The 16,855-nt window shown below is 71.7% G+C and carries 15 protein-coding genes; 6 read left to right on the top strand and 9 right to left on the bottom strand.

All coding sequences use genetic code 11. The features are described 5' to 3' along the window. The first annotated feature begins 127 nt into the window (after nucleotides 1-127). Nucleotides 128-2,026, top strand: a complete 1,899-nt coding sequence (locus IE134_RS23340; protein WP_030712884.1) for an ABC transporter ATP-binding protein — start codon at nucleotides 128-130, stop codon at nucleotides 2,024-2,026. A 67-nt stretch (nucleotides 2,027-2,093) separates the two neighbouring features. On the opposite strand, the gene IE134_RS23335 is transcribed toward IE134_RS23340, so the two are convergent. Beyond that, nucleotides 2,094-2,360 (bottom strand): hypothetical protein, encoded by a 267-nt coding sequence (locus tag IE134_RS23335; RefSeq protein WP_030807802.1) that lies wholly within the window; start codon nucleotides 2,358-2,360, stop codon nucleotides 2,094-2,096. Nucleotides 2,361-2,511: 151 nt separating this feature from the next. On the opposite strand from IE134_RS23335, the gene IE134_RS23330 reads away from it, so the two are divergent. From IE134_RS23330 to IE134_RS23315, 4 genes are all read left to right on the top strand, one after another. Then, nucleotides 2,512-3,165, top strand: coding sequence for a class I SAM-dependent methyltransferase (locus tag IE134_RS23330; protein WP_030712880.1), 654 nt, complete (start codon nucleotides 2,512-2,514; stop codon nucleotides 3,163-3,165). 318 nt (nucleotides 3,166-3,483) lie between these two features. Next, on the top strand, nucleotides 3,484-4,080 hold the full coding sequence (locus IE134_RS23325) for a carbonic anhydrase (protein ID WP_010061759.1): 597 nt from the start codon (nucleotides 3,484-3,486) through the stop codon (nucleotides 4,078-4,080). Between the two features lie 73 nt (nucleotides 4,081-4,153). Next, the gene (locus tag IE134_RS23320; protein WP_030712877.1) at nucleotides 4,154-5,623 is read left to right on the top strand and encodes a SulP family inorganic anion transporter; all 1,470 of its coding nucleotides are present in this window, start codon (nucleotides 4,154-4,156) and stop codon (nucleotides 5,621-5,623) included. A 231-nt stretch (nucleotides 5,624-5,854) separates the two neighbouring features. Further along, nucleotides 5,855-7,723, top strand: a complete 1,869-nt coding sequence (locus IE134_RS23315; protein WP_030712875.1) for a glycoside hydrolase family 18 chitinase — start codon at nucleotides 5,855-5,857, stop codon at nucleotides 7,721-7,723. 70 nt (nucleotides 7,724-7,793) lie between these two features. Here IE134_RS23315 and IE134_RS23310 read toward each other — a convergent pair whose 3' ends face one another. The 8 genes from IE134_RS23310 to IE134_RS23275 form a co-directional block, all read right to left on the bottom strand. Further along, complete coding sequence (locus IE134_RS23310) at nucleotides 7,794-8,231, bottom strand: DUF2267 domain-containing protein (RefSeq protein ID WP_032788724.1); 438 nt, start codon at nucleotides 8,229-8,231, stop codon at nucleotides 7,794-7,796. 198 nt (nucleotides 8,232-8,429) lie between these two features. Then, on the bottom strand, nucleotides 8,430-9,212 hold the full coding sequence (locus tag IE134_RS23305; protein WP_030712874.1) for an SAM-dependent methyltransferase: 783 nt from the start codon (nucleotides 9,210-9,212) through the stop codon (nucleotides 8,430-8,432). A gap of 140 nt (nucleotides 9,213-9,352) precedes the next feature. Continuing rightward, nucleotides 9,353-9,508 (bottom strand): hypothetical protein, encoded by a 156-nt coding sequence (locus tag IE134_RS23300; protein ID WP_010069856.1) that lies wholly within the window; start codon nucleotides 9,506-9,508, stop codon nucleotides 9,353-9,355. Between the two features lie 104 nt (nucleotides 9,509-9,612). Beyond that, nucleotides 9,613-10,623 carry an acyltransferase domain-containing protein gene (locus tag IE134_RS23295; RefSeq protein ID WP_030712873.1) on the bottom strand — a complete coding sequence of 337 codons (1,011 nt, stop codon included), beginning with the start codon at nucleotides 10,621-10,623 and terminating at the stop codon, nucleotides 9,613-9,615. Next, nucleotides 10,620-12,440 carry a glycoside hydrolase family 20 zincin-like fold domain-containing protein gene (locus IE134_RS23290; protein ID WP_098895318.1) on the bottom strand — a complete coding sequence of 607 codons (1,821 nt, stop codon included), beginning with the start codon at nucleotides 12,438-12,440 and terminating at the stop codon, nucleotides 10,620-10,622. The genes IE134_RS23295 and IE134_RS23290 overlap by 4 nt, the downstream gene beginning before the upstream one ends. A gap of 82 nt (nucleotides 12,441-12,522) precedes the next feature. Then, nucleotides 12,523-13,428 (bottom strand): polysaccharide lyase, encoded by a 906-nt coding sequence (locus IE134_RS23285; protein ID WP_189431586.1) that lies wholly within the window; start codon nucleotides 13,426-13,428, stop codon nucleotides 12,523-12,525. Between the two features lie 72 nt (nucleotides 13,429-13,500). Beyond that, nucleotides 13,501-14,562 carry a dihydrodipicolinate synthase family protein gene (locus IE134_RS23280; protein ID WP_189431582.1) on the bottom strand — a complete coding sequence of 354 codons (1,062 nt, stop codon included), beginning with the start codon at nucleotides 14,560-14,562 and terminating at the stop codon, nucleotides 13,501-13,503. Next, the gene (locus IE134_RS23275; protein WP_189431580.1) at nucleotides 14,562-15,596 is read right to left on the bottom strand and encodes an NAD-dependent epimerase/dehydratase family protein; all 1,035 of its coding nucleotides are present in this window, start codon (nucleotides 15,594-15,596) and stop codon (nucleotides 14,562-14,564) included. The genes IE134_RS23280 and IE134_RS23275 overlap by 1 nt, the downstream gene beginning before the upstream one ends. A 122-nt stretch (nucleotides 15,597-15,718) precedes the next feature. Here IE134_RS23275 and IE134_RS23270 point away from each other — a divergent pair, with 122 nt between their 5' ends. After that, nucleotides 15,719-16,852, top strand: coding sequence for a GntR family transcriptional regulator (locus IE134_RS23270; protein ID WP_189431578.1), 1,134 nt, complete (start codon nucleotides 15,719-15,721; stop codon nucleotides 16,850-16,852). Nucleotides 16,853-16,855: the final 3 nt, after the last annotated feature.

Here is a 16,855-nt window from a genome sequence, read left to right as displayed (position 1 = left end):
ACGCCCATCGGTCTTGACCTCAAGCAAACTTCAGGTTTTAGCGTTCTCAGTGACCCCGGGGCCGCACGGCCGACGGGGATCCGCAGGCCGTCGGGCGATCCGGGGGCCATCGATTTCGGAGCGCCCCATGGACATGGAAGTCACGGCGTGGCATTCGCTGCACAGCGCGATGAACGCCCAGGAGGACCGCCGCCCCTTCTCCCGGGCGTCCTTGCGCCGCATCATGCTCTTCGCCCGGCCCCACCGACGGCGGATCCACCGCTTCCTGTTGCTGAGCGTCCTGACCGCGCTGCTCGCGGTGGCCACTCCGCTGCTGGCCGGGAAGGTCGTCGACACGATCGTCAACGGTGAGGACACCGGCACGGTCACCCGGCTCGCCCTGCTCATCGCGCTCATCGCCGTCGTCGAGGCCGGGCTCGGCCTGCTCACCCGCTGGCTGTCGGCGACGCTGGGCGAGGGCCTGATCCTGGACCTGCGCACCGCCGTCTTCGACCATGTGCAGAAGATGCCGGTGGCCTTCTTCACCCGGACCCGGACCGGCGCCCTGGTCAGCCGGCTCAACAACGACGTGATCGGCGCACAGCGGGCGTTCAGCAACACACTCTCCGGCGTCGTCTCCAACCTCGTCACGCTGCTGCTGACCCTCGCGGTGATGCTCACGATCTCCTGGCAGATCACCCTGCTCTCGCTGGTGCTGCTCCCGGTGTTCGTCGTACCGGCCCGCCGGATGGGAGCCCGGATGGCCGGACTGCAGCGGGAGGCGGCCGACCACAACGCCGCGATGGGCACCCAGATGACCGAGCGGTTCTCCGCCCCCGGCGCGACGCTCGTCAAGCTCTTCGGCCGCCCCTCGGACGAGTCGGCCGAGTTCGCCGCCCGCGCCGACCGGGTGCGTGACATCGGCGTCCGTACGGCGATGGCCCAGTCGGCGTTCATCACCGCCCTCACCCTGGTCTCCGCCCTGGCGCTGGCCCTGGTCTACGGGCTAGGCGGCTTCTACGCCCTGCGCGGCAGCCTGGACCCGGGGGCCGTGGTGGCGCTGGCGCTGCTGCTGACCCGGCTGTACGCGCCGCTCACCGCCCTCGCCGGGGCCAGGGTCGAGGTGATGAGCGCGCTCGTCAGCTTCGAGCGGGTCTTCGAGATCCTGGACCTGAAGCCGCTGATCGAGCAGAGGCCGGACGCCCGCCGGGTGCCCGAAGGGCCGGTCTCCGTGGAGTTCGACGAGGTGTCCTTCGGCTACCCCACCGCCGAGAAGGTCTCCCTGGCCTCGCTGGAGGAGGTCGCCACGCTCGACGACCGGGGCGGCACGCCGGTCCTGCACCAGGTGTCCTTCCGGGCCGAACCGGGCCAGACGATCGCGCTGGTGGGTTCCTCGGGCGCGGGCAAGTCGACGATCGCGCAGTTGCTGCCCCGGCTGTACGACGCGGACGCCGGTTCCGTACGGCTGAACGGTGTCGACGTCCGCGACCTGAGCGCCGACTCGATCCGGGACACGCTCGGCATGGTCACCCAGGACGGGCACCTCTTCCACGAGTCGGTGCGCGCCAACCTGCTGATCGCCCGGCCCGGCGCCTCCGAGGACGAGATCTGGGACGCCCTGCGCCGCTCCCGGCTCGACGGCCTGATCGCCTCGCTGCCCGACGGCCTCGACACCGTGGTCGGCGAGCGCGGCTACCGGCTCTCCGGCGGGGAGCGCCAGCGCCTCACCATCGCCCGGCTGCTGCTGGCCCGTCAGCGGGTCGTGATCCTCGACGAGGCGACCGCGCACCTCGACTCCACCTCGGAGGCGGCCGTCCAGGAAGCGCTGGCCGAGGCCCTGTCGGGCCGGACCGCCCTGGTGATCGCCCACCGGCTCTCGACCGTACGGGCGGCCGACCGGATCCTGGTGCTGGAGGCGGGCCGGGTCGTCGAGAGCGGCACGCACACGGAACTGCTGGCGGCCGGCGGACGGTACGAGGAGCTGTACCGCACCCAGTTCGAGCGGCCGTCCTCGGACGGGGAGCGCCCGGTCCAGCCGGTCGGCTGAGCCGGGGCCCACGGCCGTGTCGACGCGCGCTGACGCCGCCCGGCCGGACCTCACCGGCCGGGCGGCGTCAGCGCGTGCCGATGCGGGCGAAGGAAGGCCGCTCGGCGGTCCGCAGCCGCCGCAGGGCGTGGCCGCCGCACCGGCTCCACTCCTTCGGCGACACGCGCGGGCGGTGCCCGTTGGTGACGAGCGCGTTCACCGAGGTCATCGGGTCCGCCGCCATGGTCTTGGCCAGCAGTACGCCGACCACCAGCGGGAGCAGCGTGACGGCCAGGGCGGAGCCGGCGGTGGTGACGTGCTCGATACGGGGGCGGCGCGGCGCTTCGGAGGTCATACGACCATCGAACAGCGGCCCGGGAAGCCGGACATCGGGGAACGTACTCAGGAGCGGAGGACCGGCATACTCAGGCGCTCGCCGGGGGACGCTCACAGCGGCCGGGCACATGGCTCCCGGCCGGCCGCCGGACCACGGAAGGACCGCCTCGATGGGTGACAGCCAGGGACGTGCGGGCGAGGGTCACGGGAGTCCGGCCGCGGCCGTGTTCGACGCGCTGGGCGCGGAGTACGAACGGGCCTTCGCCGCTTCGGCCGCCCACCGGGAGTCGCTGGAGCGGCTGCTGACGGATCTCGCCCCGGGCAGCCGGGTGCTGGACGTGGGCAGCGGGACGGGCCGGCCCACGGCACAGACCCTGGCGGAGGCGGGGCATCAGGTGCTGGGCGTCGATGTGTCTCCCGTGATGACCGCACTGGCGGGCCGACAGGTTCCGGGGGCCGAGTTCCGGTGCGCCGACGTCCGCGATCTCCCCCTGGCGGAGGGCGAGTTCGACGCGGTCTGTGTGTACTTCTCGCTGCTGCAGCTGGAGCGCGGCGAGCAGGCCGGGCTGCTGGAGCGGCTCGTGCGGTCGCTGCGCCCCGGCGGGCTGCTGGTCGCCGCGACGGTGCCGGTGGACGTCGCGGGGGTCGACGCGGTGTTCATGGGGCAGCCGGTCCGGGTCTCCAGCTTCGGCGCCGAGGAGTTCACCGCCCTGATCGCGCGGGCGGGGGTCGCCGTGGAGTGGACGCTCAGCGCGCTGTTCACCCCGGACCATCCGGCGGGCGCACCCGAGCCGCACGTCTTCGTGCACGGCCGACGCATCTGACGGCGCAGGCATACCTCTCGGAACTCTCCACCCATTGGCTATCACAAAGAACAAGCCGAATGAATGACTTGGGTGGCGCATTCACGTTCCTTCACGAGAAGGTAATGCGATAGCAAAGTTCTGGTCTATATGCTGGGCTGTAGTCGTATCCGTACGGAGCGGCCGGAGCAGACCTCATCACGGCTGCCATCCGGCAAACCGCAAGGTGAGGAACCCTTCATCTATTCCGAACACGTATACGGATACAACTAGCGCATTCGTCAATATGACCCGACCACACCGCTCCCCGGCACCGCCGGATGCAGGAGGCAGGCCACCATGCAGTCCCTCGTAGAACACGCCCGGACATTCACCGAGCACGTCGCCGCGAACGCAAAGGATTTCGAACGTCTCGCGGACGGCCAGACCCCCGAAGCACTGTTCGTCACGTGCTCGGACTCGCGTGTCGTCCCCTCGCTGATCACCGGCGCCCGCCCGGGTCAGCTCTTCGAACTCCGTACCGCGGGCAACATCGTCCCGCCCTATCCGGGCCGGGACCGGCCCACCGGCGAGGCCGCCACCATCGAGTACGCGCTGTGCGTGCTCCAGGTGCGCGACATCATCGTCTGCGGGCACTCCCACTGCGGCGCGGTGGGCGCGATCCTCCGCGGTGACGACCTCTCCGCCATGCCGGCCGTCCGCCACTGGCTGGAGCACTCAACGGACGGCCGCACACCCCCCGCCGACGCCGGGGATCTCCCCGGCGCGGTCCAGGCCCACGCCCTCGCGCAGCTCGACACCCTGCGGGGCTACCCCGCGGTGCGCGAGCGGCTCGCCGATGGCTCCCTCGGCCTGCACGCCTGGTACTACGAAGTGCACACCGGCTCCGTCAGCGTCCACCGGCCCGAGCGCGGCACCGAGTTCGCCCGCCTTTGACGGCTCTCCCTCCCCCCACGTCCCCGCGCTCGGCCTCGGCCGGGCGCGACCGTACCCCACAAGGGAAGCCATCGTGATTTCCGCGAAGGACCTCAAGAACCCCCACGTCGTACGCCGTGATCTGCTGGCGTCACTCGTCGTCTTCCTGGTCGCACTGCCGCTGTGCGTCGGCGTCGCCGTCGCCTCCGGAGTCCCGGCCGAACTGGGCCTGGTCACCGGCATCGTCGGCGGACTCGTCGTCGGCCTCCTCCCCGGAAGCAAACTCCAGGTCAGCGGCCCCGCCGCCGGACTCACCGTCCTCGTCTTCGAAGCGGTCAGGGAATTCGGCCTGAGCACGCTCGGTCCGATCGTGCTCGCGGCCGGACTGCTCCAGGTCGTGCTGGGCGTCGCGCGCTTCGGCCGCTGGTTCCGCGCCATCTCCGTCTCCGTGGTGCAGGGCATGCTCGCCGGCATCGGCCTGATCATCGTGCTGGGCCAGGTGTATGCCATGGCCGACCTCGAACAGCCGGGCAGCGGACTCGCCAAACTGGCCGGGCTCCCCGGTCTCGCCGTCGACATCGTCACGAACCAGGAGGCCCTGACCGCCTTCGGCCTCGGCGCGGGAACCATCGCCGTGCTGCTGCTGTGGCCGAAGCTCCCGGCCCGGGCCCGGATCGTCCCGGCGCCCCTCGCCGCGGTGGCCCTGGCCACCGCCGTCGCCTCGCTGGCCGGGCTGCGGCCCGCGGTGGCCGACGTCAACGGGCTGCTGAACGCCATCGATCTGCCGGGCGGGGCGGAGTTCTCCCGGCTCGCCGATGTGGCGGTCATCGGCACCGTTCTGGCCTTCGCTCTGATCGCCTCGGCCGAGAGCCTGTTCAGCGCGGCGGCCATCGACCGGATGCACGACGGCCCCCGTACGGACTACGACAAGGAACTGGTGGCCCAGGGCGTCGGCAACACCATCTGCGGGGCGCTCGGCGCCCTGCCGATGACCGCGGTCATTGTCCGCAGCGCCGCCAACGTCCAGGCCGGGGCGACCACCGCGCTCTCCCGGGTCGCCCACGGTCTGTGGCTGCTGCTCTTCGCCGCGCTGCTGCCGGCCGCCGTCGGGATCATCCCGCTGGCCGCGCTCGCCGGAGTCCTCGTGCACGCCGGGTGCAAGCTGGTGCCCGCCAAGGAGTTCGGACCGCTGTGGCGCGAACACCGCGGGGAGGCGATCCTGTTGGCGATCACCGCGATCGCCATCGTGGTGACCAACCTCTTCGAGGGGGTCGTGCTCGGCCTGCTGCTGGCGGTCGTCAAGTCGGCCTGGGAGACCTCGCACGTCCAGCTCACCACCCATGAGCTCACCGGCGGCCGGGTCGTGGTGACCCTCACGGGGAACGCCACCTTCCTCCGACTGCCCCGCATCCTGGAGCAGTTGGAGAAGCTCCCGCAGGACCAGCCCATAGAGCTGGACCTCACCGGACTGCGCCATCTCGACCACGCCTGCCGGGTCGCCCTGGAGAACTGGGCGCGCCGGCACAACAACGCGGAGATCGAGCCGGTGACGATCCGCCAGTAGTCGCCCGACCGGGGCCTCTCGTTCAGGTCGAACGAGAGGCCCCGGTGACACTGCGGCCCATACCCAGAACCCAACTTTTCTTTGGTACAGACCTCTTGACGATTGGTCTAGGCCTTCTTAGGGTCACGGCAACACTGCGCGGTTGCTGGACAGAGTCCTGCACTCATGGGCCCGCAGGGTTGACGGGCCAGGGATTCCCCTGTTCCCCATGGAGCCATTCATGGAGCAGCCTTGAGTACAGAAATACGATGGCGCCGTACCGGATCTCCGCAGAGCGCCTCCCCCGGCAAGCGGTCCAGGCTCGTCGCGGGAGCCACTGCGCTTCTCGTGCCGCTGGCCGCCATGGTGGGACTCGCGACCCCGGCGGAGGCAGCCGCCTCGGCCACCGCCACCTACACCAAGGCATCAGACTGGGGTAGCGGCTTCGAGGGGAAGTGGACGGTGAAGAACACCGGCACCACCACTCTCTCCACCTGGACCGTCGAGTGGGACTTCCCGGCGAACACCAAGGTCACCTCCGCCTGGGACGCCACCGTCACCAACTCCGCGAACCACTGGACCGCCAAGAACCTCGGCTGGAACGGCACCCTGGCCCCCGGCGCGTCCGTCTCCTTCGGGTTCAACGGTTCCGGCTCCGGCGCGCCCTCCGGCTGCAAGCTCAACGGCAGCCCGTGCGACGGCGGTTCCACCAACCCCGGTGACAACGCCCCCTCCGCTCCGGGCAAGCCCACCGCGAGCGACATCACCAACTCCTCGGTGAAGCTGTCCTGGGCGGCCGCCACGGACGACAAGGGCATCAAGAACTACGACGTCAAGCGCGACGGCGCCACGGTCGCGACCGTCACCGGCACCACGTACACCAACACCGGCCTGACCGCGGGCACGGACTACGGCTACTCCGTGGTGGCCCGCGACACCGCCGACCAGACCGGACCGGCCTCGGCCGCCACGACGGTCCGTACCACCGGTGGCGGAGGCGGCGGCGAGAACCCTGGCGGCAACGGGAAGATCAACCTGGGCTACTTCACCAACTGGGGCTCCTACACGGTGAAGAACCTCGTGACCTCCGGCTCCGCCGAGAAGATCACCCACATCAACTACGCGTTCGGCAATGTGCAGAACGGCAAGTGCACCATCGGCGACGCGTACGAGGACTACGAGAAGTCCTACACCGCCGCCCAGTCGGTCGACGGCAAGGCAGACGCCTGGGACCAGCCGCTGCGGGGCCACTTCAACCAGCTGCGCAAGCTGAAGGCGCAGTACCCGCACATCAAGATCCTCTGGTCGTTCGGCGGCTGGACCTGGTCCGGCGGCTTCGGCCAGGCCGTCCAGAACCCCGCCGCCTTCGCCCAGTCCTGCTACGACCTGGTCGAGGACCCCCGCTGGGCCGATGTCTTCGACGGCATCGACCTGGACTGGGAGTACCCCAACGCCTGTGGTCTGACCTGCGACACCAGCGGCCCGGCCGCGATCAAGAACATGATGCAGGCCATGCGGGCCAAGTTCGGCCCGAACAACCTGCTCACCGCCGCCATCACCGCGGACGGCTCCAACGGGGGCAAGATCGACGCCGCCGACTACGGAGGCGCCGCCCAGTACATCAACTGGTACGACGTGATGACGTACGACTACTTCGGCACCTGGGCCGCGCAGGGCCCGACCGCCCCGCACTCCCCGCTGACCTCGTACCCCGGCATCCCGGCACAGGGCTTCAACTCGGCGGACGCCATCGCCAAGCTGAAGGCCAAGGGCGTCCCGGCTTCCAAGCTGCTCCTCGGCATCGGCTTCTACGGCCGTGGCTGGACGGGAGTCACCCAGTCGGCTCCCGGCGGTACCGCCACCGGCCCGGCGGCCGGAATCGAGCCCGGCAACCAGTACTACAAGGTCCTCAAGACGACGTGCCCGGCCACCGGCACGGTCGGGGGCACGGCGTACGCCCACTGCGGGAACGACTGGTGGAGCTACGACACCCCGGCGACCGTCGGCACCAAGATGGCCTGGGCCAAGAGCCAGAGCCTGGGAGGCGCGTTCTTCTGGGAGTTCAACGGAGACACGGCCAACGGCGAACTCGTGACGGCGATCAACAACGGTCTCAAGTAGTCCTCTGGTCCCCGGTACGTTCCTGGGCCCGCCTGCTCCGAGCAGGAGCGGGCGGGCCCGTACGGTCGGATCAGGCAGCCTGGGCGAGGAGTTCCGCACGGCCGAAGAGGAGCGCGTAGCCGGGCGGCAGGCATCCGACGACCTCGGCGGCGAGGTCGTCGCCCACCAGGGCGGCGATCTGGCTGAGAACCACCCCGGCGTCCCACCGGGCGGTCGCCTGGGTGCCGCCGGTGCGCTCGGCGAGTTCGCCGACGAAGGCGGCCCCGGCGAGCTGCTTCACGGCCGGGACGTCCGCGGTGAAGACGCGGGCGGCCTCCTCGGGCAGGGCGGCGGCCAGGGCGACGCGTTCGTCGCCGGTGATCTGGCGGCCGAGCGCGCCCAGTACGGCACGCAGGCTCTCCTCGGCGCGTTCGCGCGTCGGGTAGGCGCCCTCGTACCGGATCTTCTCCAACAGCAGGCCAAAAGTCGTGTCCATCGGTGCGCCGGCGTTCCGAGGCTCGTGGGTCATCGTGGCGGCAGCCCTTCTCGTCCGTACTGCTCGTGTCGACACGCTGTTCGCCCCCGCGGCTCGTCGTCGAGCGGGCGCGGGGGCGGACAGCGGTGGATCAAGGTCAGGTGCTCTTCGCATGCCCGCCGCAGGGCAAGTCATACCCGGGTCCTGGCCTCAGTCCAGCAGTTGGGCGAGAAACAGCCGTACGGCTGCCGGCTAAGGCTTGCGCGCGACGAGCCCCCACTGGTCGACCGGCACCGCGCCGTCCTCCTCGGGCCGCCAGCGGTCGATCGGGACGAAGCCCGGCTCGACCAGCTCCAGGCCCTCGGCGCAGCCGGTGATCTCCTCCGGCTCCCGCACGAGATAGGGCGGGTTGTCGCCCGACGCGTACGCCTCCTGCGCCGCGAGCGTCTGCGGGGTCTTCACCGTGTCGCAGAGCACCAGATGGCTTCCCGACGGCATCCGGGCCAGATACCGCTGGACGACCTCGATGCCCTCGGCCGGAACGAGATGCCCGAGGGTCGAGAGCAGGAGCACGGCGACGGGCTCGGACAGGTCGAGGGTCTTCGCCGCCTCGTCCACCACCGCGTCCGTCGCGGAGAGGTCGGCGTCCACATAGGCCGTACGCCCCTCGGGCGCGCTGGTCAGGAGCGCCTCGGCGTGGGCGAGGACGATCGGGTCGTTGTCGACGTAGACGATCCGGGACTCCGGCGCGATGCTCTGCGCCACCTCATGGGTGCTGTTCGCCACCGGCAGCCCGGTGCCGACGTCCAGGAACTGACGTACCCCCACCGAGGCGAGATAGCGGATCGCACGGATCTGGAAGGCGCGGGAGGCACGGGCGATATCGACCATCTGCGGGTAGGCCGCGCTCACCACCTCGGCCAGCTCCCGGTCCACCGGGTAGTGGTCCTTGCCGCCCAGCCACGCGTTCCAGACGCGCGCCGAGTGGGGAATGTCGGACCGGATCCTGCGGCGGAATTCGTCGTCGACGCTCATGGTTCTCCTCTACCCGCTTGCCATACCTGGCGGTTGGCCGGACGTACGACGACCGGCCCCCTGCCGGCGACCGTACCTCGCGCTCCGTCACGCGGTGTTCGTGGGGCGGCGCACCCGCGAGCGGGCAGCAGGGCGGACGCTCAGAAGATCCGGCCGACAAGGCCGAAGATCCAGCTGATCAGCACCGCGAGCAGGATGAAGATCCCGACGGTGATGACGCCGCACCACGACCAGCCGCCTCCGGTGTCCAGCCCCTGGTCGTCCCGACCGCCCAGCTCCCCGTCGAACAGATCCACGGTCCACCCCTCCCCCGTACCCGGAACCCCCCGGTTCCGCAGGGAGGTAATCTCCCACGCCGGCCTCCTCCCGGTCGAGCCGGGTGGGCCGCCGGGGAGCGGGCTCACGGCAGTTCGGTCCACCCGTGGGCCGTACGCCAGTGGTCTCCCGTTCGCAGGTGGCGGACCAGGGCGCGGTGCAGGGTCGTCGTCTGCGGCAGGCGGTCGAGGTCGGCCGTCCCCGGCGGTGTGTGGAAGACGAACTCCAGCACGTCGTCGTCGCCCACCGGCCGGGCTCCGAAGGCCGTGAAGCGGCGCTGGAACGCGAGGATGTTGGAGCCCGCGGGGAGGTGGTCGGCGAGCTGCCGGTCCAGGAGCCAGGAGTGGCAGGTGGCGTGCCGGTGGGGGGCGCCGGGGAAGTGCCGGGCCTGGAACTCCCTGGCGGCGGCGAAGGAGGCCTCGCAGCCGGCGGGGTCGAGCGGGCCGTCGCCGGGGATGTGCACCTGGAGGACCGGGTCGCCGTGGGCGGGGCCCCCGGCGGCCGCCGCGTCTCCGCCCGAGGCGCCGGCGTCGAGGACGCCCCGCTCGAACTGGAGGCGGCCGAGCCGGTGCAGGGTGCCCCGGAAGTGGCGGACCATCCACCCCTGGCGGTCGAAGCCGCCGGTGCCGTGGCCGAGCCGGTACGTGGTCAGCTTCGCGCCGAGGTCGGCGAAGGTGGCGGCGACGATGTCGTCCGGGATGCCGAGGCGGCGTTGCAGCTCCAGGGCGTGCGGGAGGGCCAGGAGATAGAGGTGGACGTAGAAGTACCGGCCGGCGCTGCCGAGGGCGACCGGCGCGGTCGGCCAGTCGGGCACGGTCGACGGGGCGTCGGGGCCGGGATCGGCGTAGAGCTGCTGGTGGCAGCGGACGAGCGCCTCCCACCGGGCGGGGCCGCGCGCGGGGTCCGGCAGACCGGCGGCCACGGGCTCCCGGTCCTGAGCGGGGACGGCCAGCAGGTCCATCCGCTCGGCCAGTTCCGCACCGGTCGGCGGTGTCGGGTCGGCGACGGTGGTGACGGCGGGTTGTCCGCCGAGAGTGGCCAGCCACTGCCCTGCGGCGGCTTCCGGGGCGGCGGGACGTTCCGCGGGCCCGGTCATGCGTGGGCCGCCGCGGTGAGCTGGTGGCGGAGCCGGTCCAGCTCGCGGATGCTGTCGTCGAGGCCGCCCGGGCGGGACCTGAGCAGCCAGCAGGCGCGTTGCTCGGCGAGCAGCGGCTCGATCCGGCGCAGCAGGCGGCGCGCGGTCGCCGGGTCGATCGCGTCGGCGTCGGGCACGGAGCCGGCGTCGGCCGTTACGGCGGCGCGGGCGCGCAGCACGTCCAGGGCGAACTGAGCCAGCGCGACGGCGTGGTGGAGCTCGCGCCGCACCACGTCGCCGTCGGCGGCGGCCGGGTCGGCGGCGGTGAGGTCGTCCCGGCAGGCGGCGAGCGTCACGGCCACCCGGTCCAACGCATCGGGCGCCGGAAGGGCCGGCAGCGGGACGGCGGGGTCGGGGAAGAGGGCGCGGGCGATCGGCGAACCGTTGAGCAGCGGCACCCCCAGGTCCCGGTGGACCCGGCCGAGACGCATCAGGACGCCGCCCGTCAGACGGGCCTCGTCGAGCAGGACGTGGTCGTCGAGTACGGCGGCGATGTCGAGGTCCCGGTTGGCCTCCAGGGACCAGCTCACCGCCCCGCCGAAGACGACCGGGCCGTACGCCACCGAGGGCGCGTCCCAGTGGCCGTGGTCGCCCCAGGAGGTGAGCAGGAATCCCTGGGCGGTGTTCTCGCGGCCGGTCTCGGCGGCGTCCAGCATGTTGTCGACGGCGTTGTCGATCCGGCCGAGGAGGGAGTTCCAGTTGCTCGCGCCGGGGGCGACCCAGAAGGGCACTCCGGCCTCGGAGAGCAGCTTGCCGCGCGAACGGAAGCCCTCGCGGAGGTTGTCGAGGTCGGCGCCGAGCCGCTGCCAGGTGCGGGCCTCGGGCGTGTCGCCGTCGATGACCTCGGACAGCAGCCGGGGCCCGTCGTACTGCCACACCACGGGGACGGCTCCCGGCGGGACCCGGTCCATCAGTTCGGGGTGTTCGGCGAAGACGTCGGCCCAGAACTCGACGGTGTACCCGGCCTCCAGCCAGGGGGCCATGAGCCGGGTGACGAAGGAGAAGTAGACCTCGCCGACACCCTGTTCGGCCACCCGCTCCGCCGACCGTCCGCGTCCCAGCTCGAAGGGCTCGTCGGCGCCGATGTTGAGCCGCCGTGAGCGGACCTCGCGGGCGACCTCCGCGACCAGGGCGGTGGCGAAGGCGGCGTTGTCGTCGGTGGGTTGCAGGGTGCTGGGCGGGCGGTGGGCGCCGCCGCGTTCGAAGCCTTCGGGGTTCTCGGCGCGGTGGGCGTGGCGGGGGTGGCGCAGGAAGCGTTCCATGTGGCCGAAGGTGTTCTGGTTGGCGACCAGTTCGATGCCGGCGGCGGCACAGCGTGCGTCGAGCCAGCGGAGATCCTCGGCGGTGAGCGGAGAGGCGTCCTGCCAGACGTCCCGGTGGCCGCGGAAGGCGTAGGTGTGCTCGCCGTACAGCTCCAGCTGGGTGAAGCGGGCCAGGGCCAGGATCTCGATCCAGCGGGCCAGGGTGCGGCGGGTGGGGACGCGGTCGCGGCTGATGTCGAGGAGGAAGCCGCGTACGGGGAAGTCGGGGTGGTCGCTGATGTCGTAGCCGGTGGACGTGTAGTCGTGTCCGGCGCGGAGCTGGTCCAGGGTGCGCAGGGCGTAGCGCAGGCCGAGGGCGTCGCGGTGGTCGACGGTGACGCCATCGGGGCCGGTGCGCAGGCGGTATCCCTGGGGCGGGAGGTCCGGGTCGGCGGTGACGTGGACCGGGGCGTCGAGGGCCGCGCCGCCGGGGGTCGTCGTGAGGGAGCGCGGGGCGGGGAAGGGGGTGACGGGCACGGTGGGGCTCCGGGGTGCTGGGGCGGGAGGTGTGGCCGGGTGGCGCGGGGCCGGAGCCCCGCGCCACCCGACGACGTGCGGGTCAGGTGCAGGAGCTGAGTTCGCAGATGTCGTTGCGGTCGGTGGAGACCTTGAGGTCGTCGTACCAGATGAAGCTGTTGTCGTTGTTCGGGGCGAAGGAGGGGGTCGCGCCGCCCGCGAAGCTGGAGAAGTAGGCGCGGTCGACCTGGTCGTTGTTGGTGACGAAGCGGAGGCCGGTCACCTTGGCGGCGGACCGGCCGTTGTAGAAGACCTCGATCTCGCCGTCGGGGTTGGCGTTGCCGCCGGTGACGGTGTTGACCTTGACGCGCTGGGCGACGTTGACCCACTGGTTCTTCGGCCAGTGGATGTCGGCGCCGTTCCTCTTGAGGACGGCGTAGTCGCCGTACTGGCCCGCGTGGCCCATGTGGTAGTAGTACACGGCCGCCTGGCCGTTGTTCTGCCGCCAGATCATGCGGGAACTGAAGCCGTTGGTGCCGTCGCAGACCTGTCCGCCGGAGCAGGAGGCCCCGCCGGCGAGTCCGAGCCCGACCTTGCCGGCGTACTCGGTGGTGCCCCAGCTGAAGTCCCCGCTGAACTTCACCCAGAACGAGAGGTAGTACTCGCGTGCCTTGGTGAGGGCGAAGGGGGCCTGTGCTCCGGAGTCCTCGGGGCCGATCTTGCCCTTGGGGTAGTGGATGCGCAGGGACTTCGAACCGCCGTGCGCGGGTGTCGTGTTGTCGATGCGGGCCCGGGTCTCCATGCCCTGCTGCCAGGGCGCGGTCCAGCCGTCGGTGGCCCACTGGCCGAGCGGGTAGCCGTTCCCGGCGGCGGGGCGTTCGAAGGTGTTGACCTTGTACGTCGGCGCCTTCGCCGCCGGGGCGGGTCCGGCGGTGGCCTGCGGGGCCAGGACGGCGGCGGGGACGAGCAGCGCGGCCGCGGCGGTCAGGAGCAGGGTTTTCGTCTTCATCGTTCCTCTTCCCTGTGGGGTGGGGATGCCCGGTGGGGCGGGCGTCTCCCCGTGGGTGGGTGCGGGGTGATGTCAGGCGAGCCAGCGCGGCAGGGCGCCGGCGACGAACATGTCCTCCTCTGCGAGCCAGGGGTAGGTGGTGTGCACGCGGTCGATCTCCCGCGCCTGTCCGGGCGAGAGGCCTTCCGCGGGATCGAGGCACCAGACGCCGTTCAGCAGGCCCTGGCGGCGGAGCACTTCGTGGACGCCCGCGATGACTCCGGCGAAGGAGCCGCGGACGTCGTAGACGGCGGCGTTGGCGTCGGTGTCCCCGGCGAGCCGGGCCAGCGCCCGCTGCCGGGCCGCTTCGTCCCCGGCGTCGGCGGCGTGGACATCGGCGAGCAGCCGGACGGCCGAGCGGGTCCAGACGGCCCAGTGGCCGAGCAGCCCGCCGACGAAGCGGCGGACGGCCGGGCCGGTGGGGGTGGTCACGTGGTACGGGGTCAGGAGGTCGGCGACGATGGTGTCGTCGTTGCCCGTGTAGAGGGCGACCTCGGCTCCCCGGCCGGAGTCGGCGATGCCCTGGACCAGTTCGAGGGTGCGGTAGCGGTCGAAGGGGGCGGCCTTGACCGCGACGGTGGACTCCTGGTCGGCGAGCGCTCGCCAGTAGGCGCGGGGCAGTTCGCGGCCGCCGACGGCTTCCTGGAGGTAGAAGCCGATGACGGGGAGGATCTCACCGACGGCGGCGCTGCGGTCCAGGAGGTCGTCGAGCGTGGCGTGCGGGAGCCCGGCGGGCGAGACGAGGACGGCGTCGTAGCCCAGTGCGCGGGCCGTGACGGCCTCCTCGACGGCCTGGCGGACGGGTCCGGCGACTCCGGCGATCCGGCAGAAGGGGCGGCTCGCGGCGGCCGACGCGCTTTCCTCGGCGGCGAGTTCGAGGACGGGCCGGAACAGGCCGTGGTCGCGGATGGCGAACTGGGTGGTGTGCACGCCCACCGCCACTCCCCCGGCGCCCGCCTCCAGGTAGTAGCGGGTGAGGGCGCGCTGCCGCCGTTCGTCGAGGGTGCGGTCGGCGGTGAGTGCGAGGGGGTGGGCGGGGATGACGGTTCCCCGGTGGAGGAGTGCGGCGGTCGCCGGAGCCATCGGGGCGGGCATCAGAACCACCCGTCCCGTCGCTCGAACTTGGTCGGCTTGTCCCAGAGTTCGCCTCCCTCGGTGATCCATCGGGCCTGGAGTTCGATGAGTTGGCCGAGTGTGCGGTCCGGGTAGCCGAAGAGGGTGTGGCAGAGCGTGCCATCGGCGAGCAGGCTGGTGGCGGGTTCCTCGCCGGTGAACCCCGGTACGACGTCGAGGTGGTGGGCCAGCCTGGTGGCGAGAGCGCGTACACCCGCCGTCTCGGGCCCGGTCAGGTTGAGGACGAACGGCTCGGGTGCGGCCGCGTGACCGACACTGCGCAGGACGACCTCGTTGGCGTACCGCTGCCAGACGACGTTCACCGCGCCCGCGCCGAGGTCGACCGGTTGTCCGGCGAGCAGGGTGCGGGCCAGGTCGGCGAGGACGCCGTAGCGGGGCTCCACCGCGTAGTTGAGGCGGATCAGGGCGACGGGGGTGTCCTCGGTGCGTGCGGCGTGGGTGAAGACCTGTTCCCGGCCCCGGCAGGTGACGGCGTAGTCGCCGACGGGGCGGGGTTCGTCGCCCTCGCGCGAGCCGCCGGTGACCGGGGCGGTCATGCCGTAGACGTTGCCGGTGGAGAGCGCGACGACACGGGCGCTCCGGTAGCGCCGGGCCACGAAGGCGGGCAGCACCGTGTTGGTCATCCAGGCCTGTTCGGGCGCGGAGGCGGTGCCGAACTTCGCGCCGACCAGGTGGATCACGACCGCCGCGTCCGGCAGGGCGTCCACGGCGGCGGGGTCCGACAGATCGGCGACGACCGTGCGTACGCCGAGCTTCTCCAGTCCGGCCCGGCCCCGCGCGTCCGTCCACCGGGACACCGCCAGCACCTGGACCTCCTCGCGGCCCGCCGCGTCCAGTGCCCGGCGGGCCATCGAGGCGATGCCCGCCCCCGTCTTGCCGCCGGCTCCCAGGACCACCACGTCACCGGACCAGTCGGCGGCCTCGGCCGCCAGCGCCGGTCCCGGGCGGCCCAGTTCCTCTTCGAGGTCCGGGACGCCGATCCGGATTTCCTTCATCGCATTCTCCCGCCCAATTCATTCCCTTAAAAGGAATGAATTTCTGCATTTCTTGACGCTGGGGTTACAAAAGCACCGCCAAGTGCTTGACGCAAGAGATTGATTGCTGCAATCTCACCGGCATGAAATCGGCAGAGAAGAAGGATTCATTCCTTCGCGGGCCCAAATACCTGCAAGTCGCCGAGCGGCTGCGCAGGGAGATCACGAGCGGCTCCTGGGCGCCCGGGGCGCAGCTGCCCGTGGAGCGGGAGCTGGCGGACACGCTCGCGGTCAGCATCAACACGCTGCGTCGGGCGGTCAGCGAACTCGTCGACGAGGGCATCGTGCAACGGCGGCAGGGGGCGGGCACGTTCGTGTCGCCGCTGCCGGAAGCCGCTCCCGCGGAGGCCGGTTCACCCAAGGGCCGCCGTCTGGTGGGCGTGCTCGTCCCGTCGACGACGTACTACTATCCGCGGGTCGTCGACGGCATCCAGCGGGTGCTGCGGGACGCCGGCGTCGGAGTCGTCCTCGCCTCCTCGAAATACGACCTCGGCATCGAGCGCGACGAGGTGCGGGCGATGCTCGACAGCGGTGTGCAGGGGCTGTTGCTCGTGCCGAATCTTCATCTGCTGGACGAACCGCAGGAGTACGTGGACGACTTGCGGCGGCTCACCGTGCCGTACGTCCTCGTCGAGCGGCGTCCGCCCTCTCCGGCACCGGACGATCCCACGTCCTACGTGGCCACGGACCACCCCGGCGGGGTCGCTCTGGCCGTCCGCCATCTGCGCTCGCTCGGCCATGAGCGGATCGGTCATCTGGGGCGGCTGCGCACCGGGACGTCGGACGCCGTGGCGCGCGGGTTCGACGAGGCCGCGGCACTGCTGGGCGCTGATGTGGTGGAGGGCGCGGTGGCCCGCGCGGACATCTGGTCCGCCGAGGGTATCGCCGCCTACGCGCGGCACTGCGTCGACGCGGGCATCACGGCGGTGTTCTGCCACGGCGACCGGGACGCGGCGGCCCTGGTGGTGGCCGCCCGGCGGCACGGCCTGTCGGTCCCCGAGGACCTCGCCGTCGTCGCGTACGACGACGAGGTCACCGAAGTGGGCGACATCCCGCTGACGGCGATCTCCCCGCCGAAGGAGGAAGTCGGAGCGCTGGCCGCCCAACTGCTGCTGAGCCGGATGGACTTCGGGTCCGGCGCGGTGTCCCACCGGGTCGACGTACAGCCGCGCCTGATCGTCCGCGCCTCCTGCGGCGCGGCGCCGGGCGACCGCTGACCC

It is taken from the genome of Streptomyces rubiginosohelvolus, assembly GCF_014649875.1.
GTDB lineage: Bacteria > Actinomycetota > Actinomycetes > Streptomycetales > Streptomycetaceae > Streptomyces > Streptomyces rubiginosohelvolus.
Note: the sequence above shows the minus strand (reverse complement) of the source record. Positions and strands in the feature narration are given on the sequence as shown.

What these genes read in the sequence shown, in the direction of transcription:
- IE134_RS23275 (WP_189431580.1), bottom strand. Translation starts at nt 15,596, where the DNA reads ATGAAGGAAATCCGGATCGGCGTCCCGGACCTCGAAGAGGAACTGGGC.
- IE134_RS23305 (WP_030712874.1), bottom strand. Translation starts at nt 9,212, where the DNA reads ATGAGCGTCGACGACGAATTCCGCCGCAGGATCCGGTCCGACATTCCC.
- IE134_RS23335 (WP_030807802.1), bottom strand. Translation starts at nt 2,360, where the DNA reads ATGACCTCCGAAGCGCCGCGCCGCCCCCGTATCGAGCACGTCACCACC.
- IE134_RS23325 (WP_010061759.1), top strand. Translation starts at nt 3,484, where the DNA reads ATGCAGTCCCTCGTAGAACACGCCCGGACATTCACCGAGCACGTCGCC.
- IE134_RS23285 (WP_189431586.1), bottom strand. Translation starts at nt 13,428, where the DNA reads ATGAAGACGAAAACCCTGCTCCTGACCGCCGCGGCCGCGCTGCTCGTC.
- IE134_RS23340 (WP_030712884.1), top strand. Translation starts at nt 128, where the DNA reads ATGGACATGGAAGTCACGGCGTGGCATTCGCTGCACAGCGCGATGAAC.
- IE134_RS23295 (WP_030712873.1), bottom strand. Translation starts at nt 10,623, where the DNA reads ATGACCGGGCCCGCGGAACGTCCCGCCGCCCCGGAAGCCGCCGCAGGG.
- IE134_RS23330 (WP_030712880.1), top strand. Translation starts at nt 2,512, where the DNA reads ATGGGTGACAGCCAGGGACGTGCGGGCGAGGGTCACGGGAGTCCGGCC.
- IE134_RS23270 (WP_189431578.1), top strand. Translation starts at nt 15,719, where the DNA reads ATGAAATCGGCAGAGAAGAAGGATTCATTCCTTCGCGGGCCCAAATAC.
- IE134_RS23280 (WP_189431582.1), bottom strand. Translation starts at nt 14,562, where the DNA reads ATGCCCGCCCCGATGGCTCCGGCGACCGCCGCACTCCTCCACCGGGGA.
- IE134_RS23310 (WP_032788724.1), bottom strand. Translation starts at nt 8,231, where the DNA reads ATGACCCACGAGCCTCGGAACGCCGGCGCACCGATGGACACGACTTTT.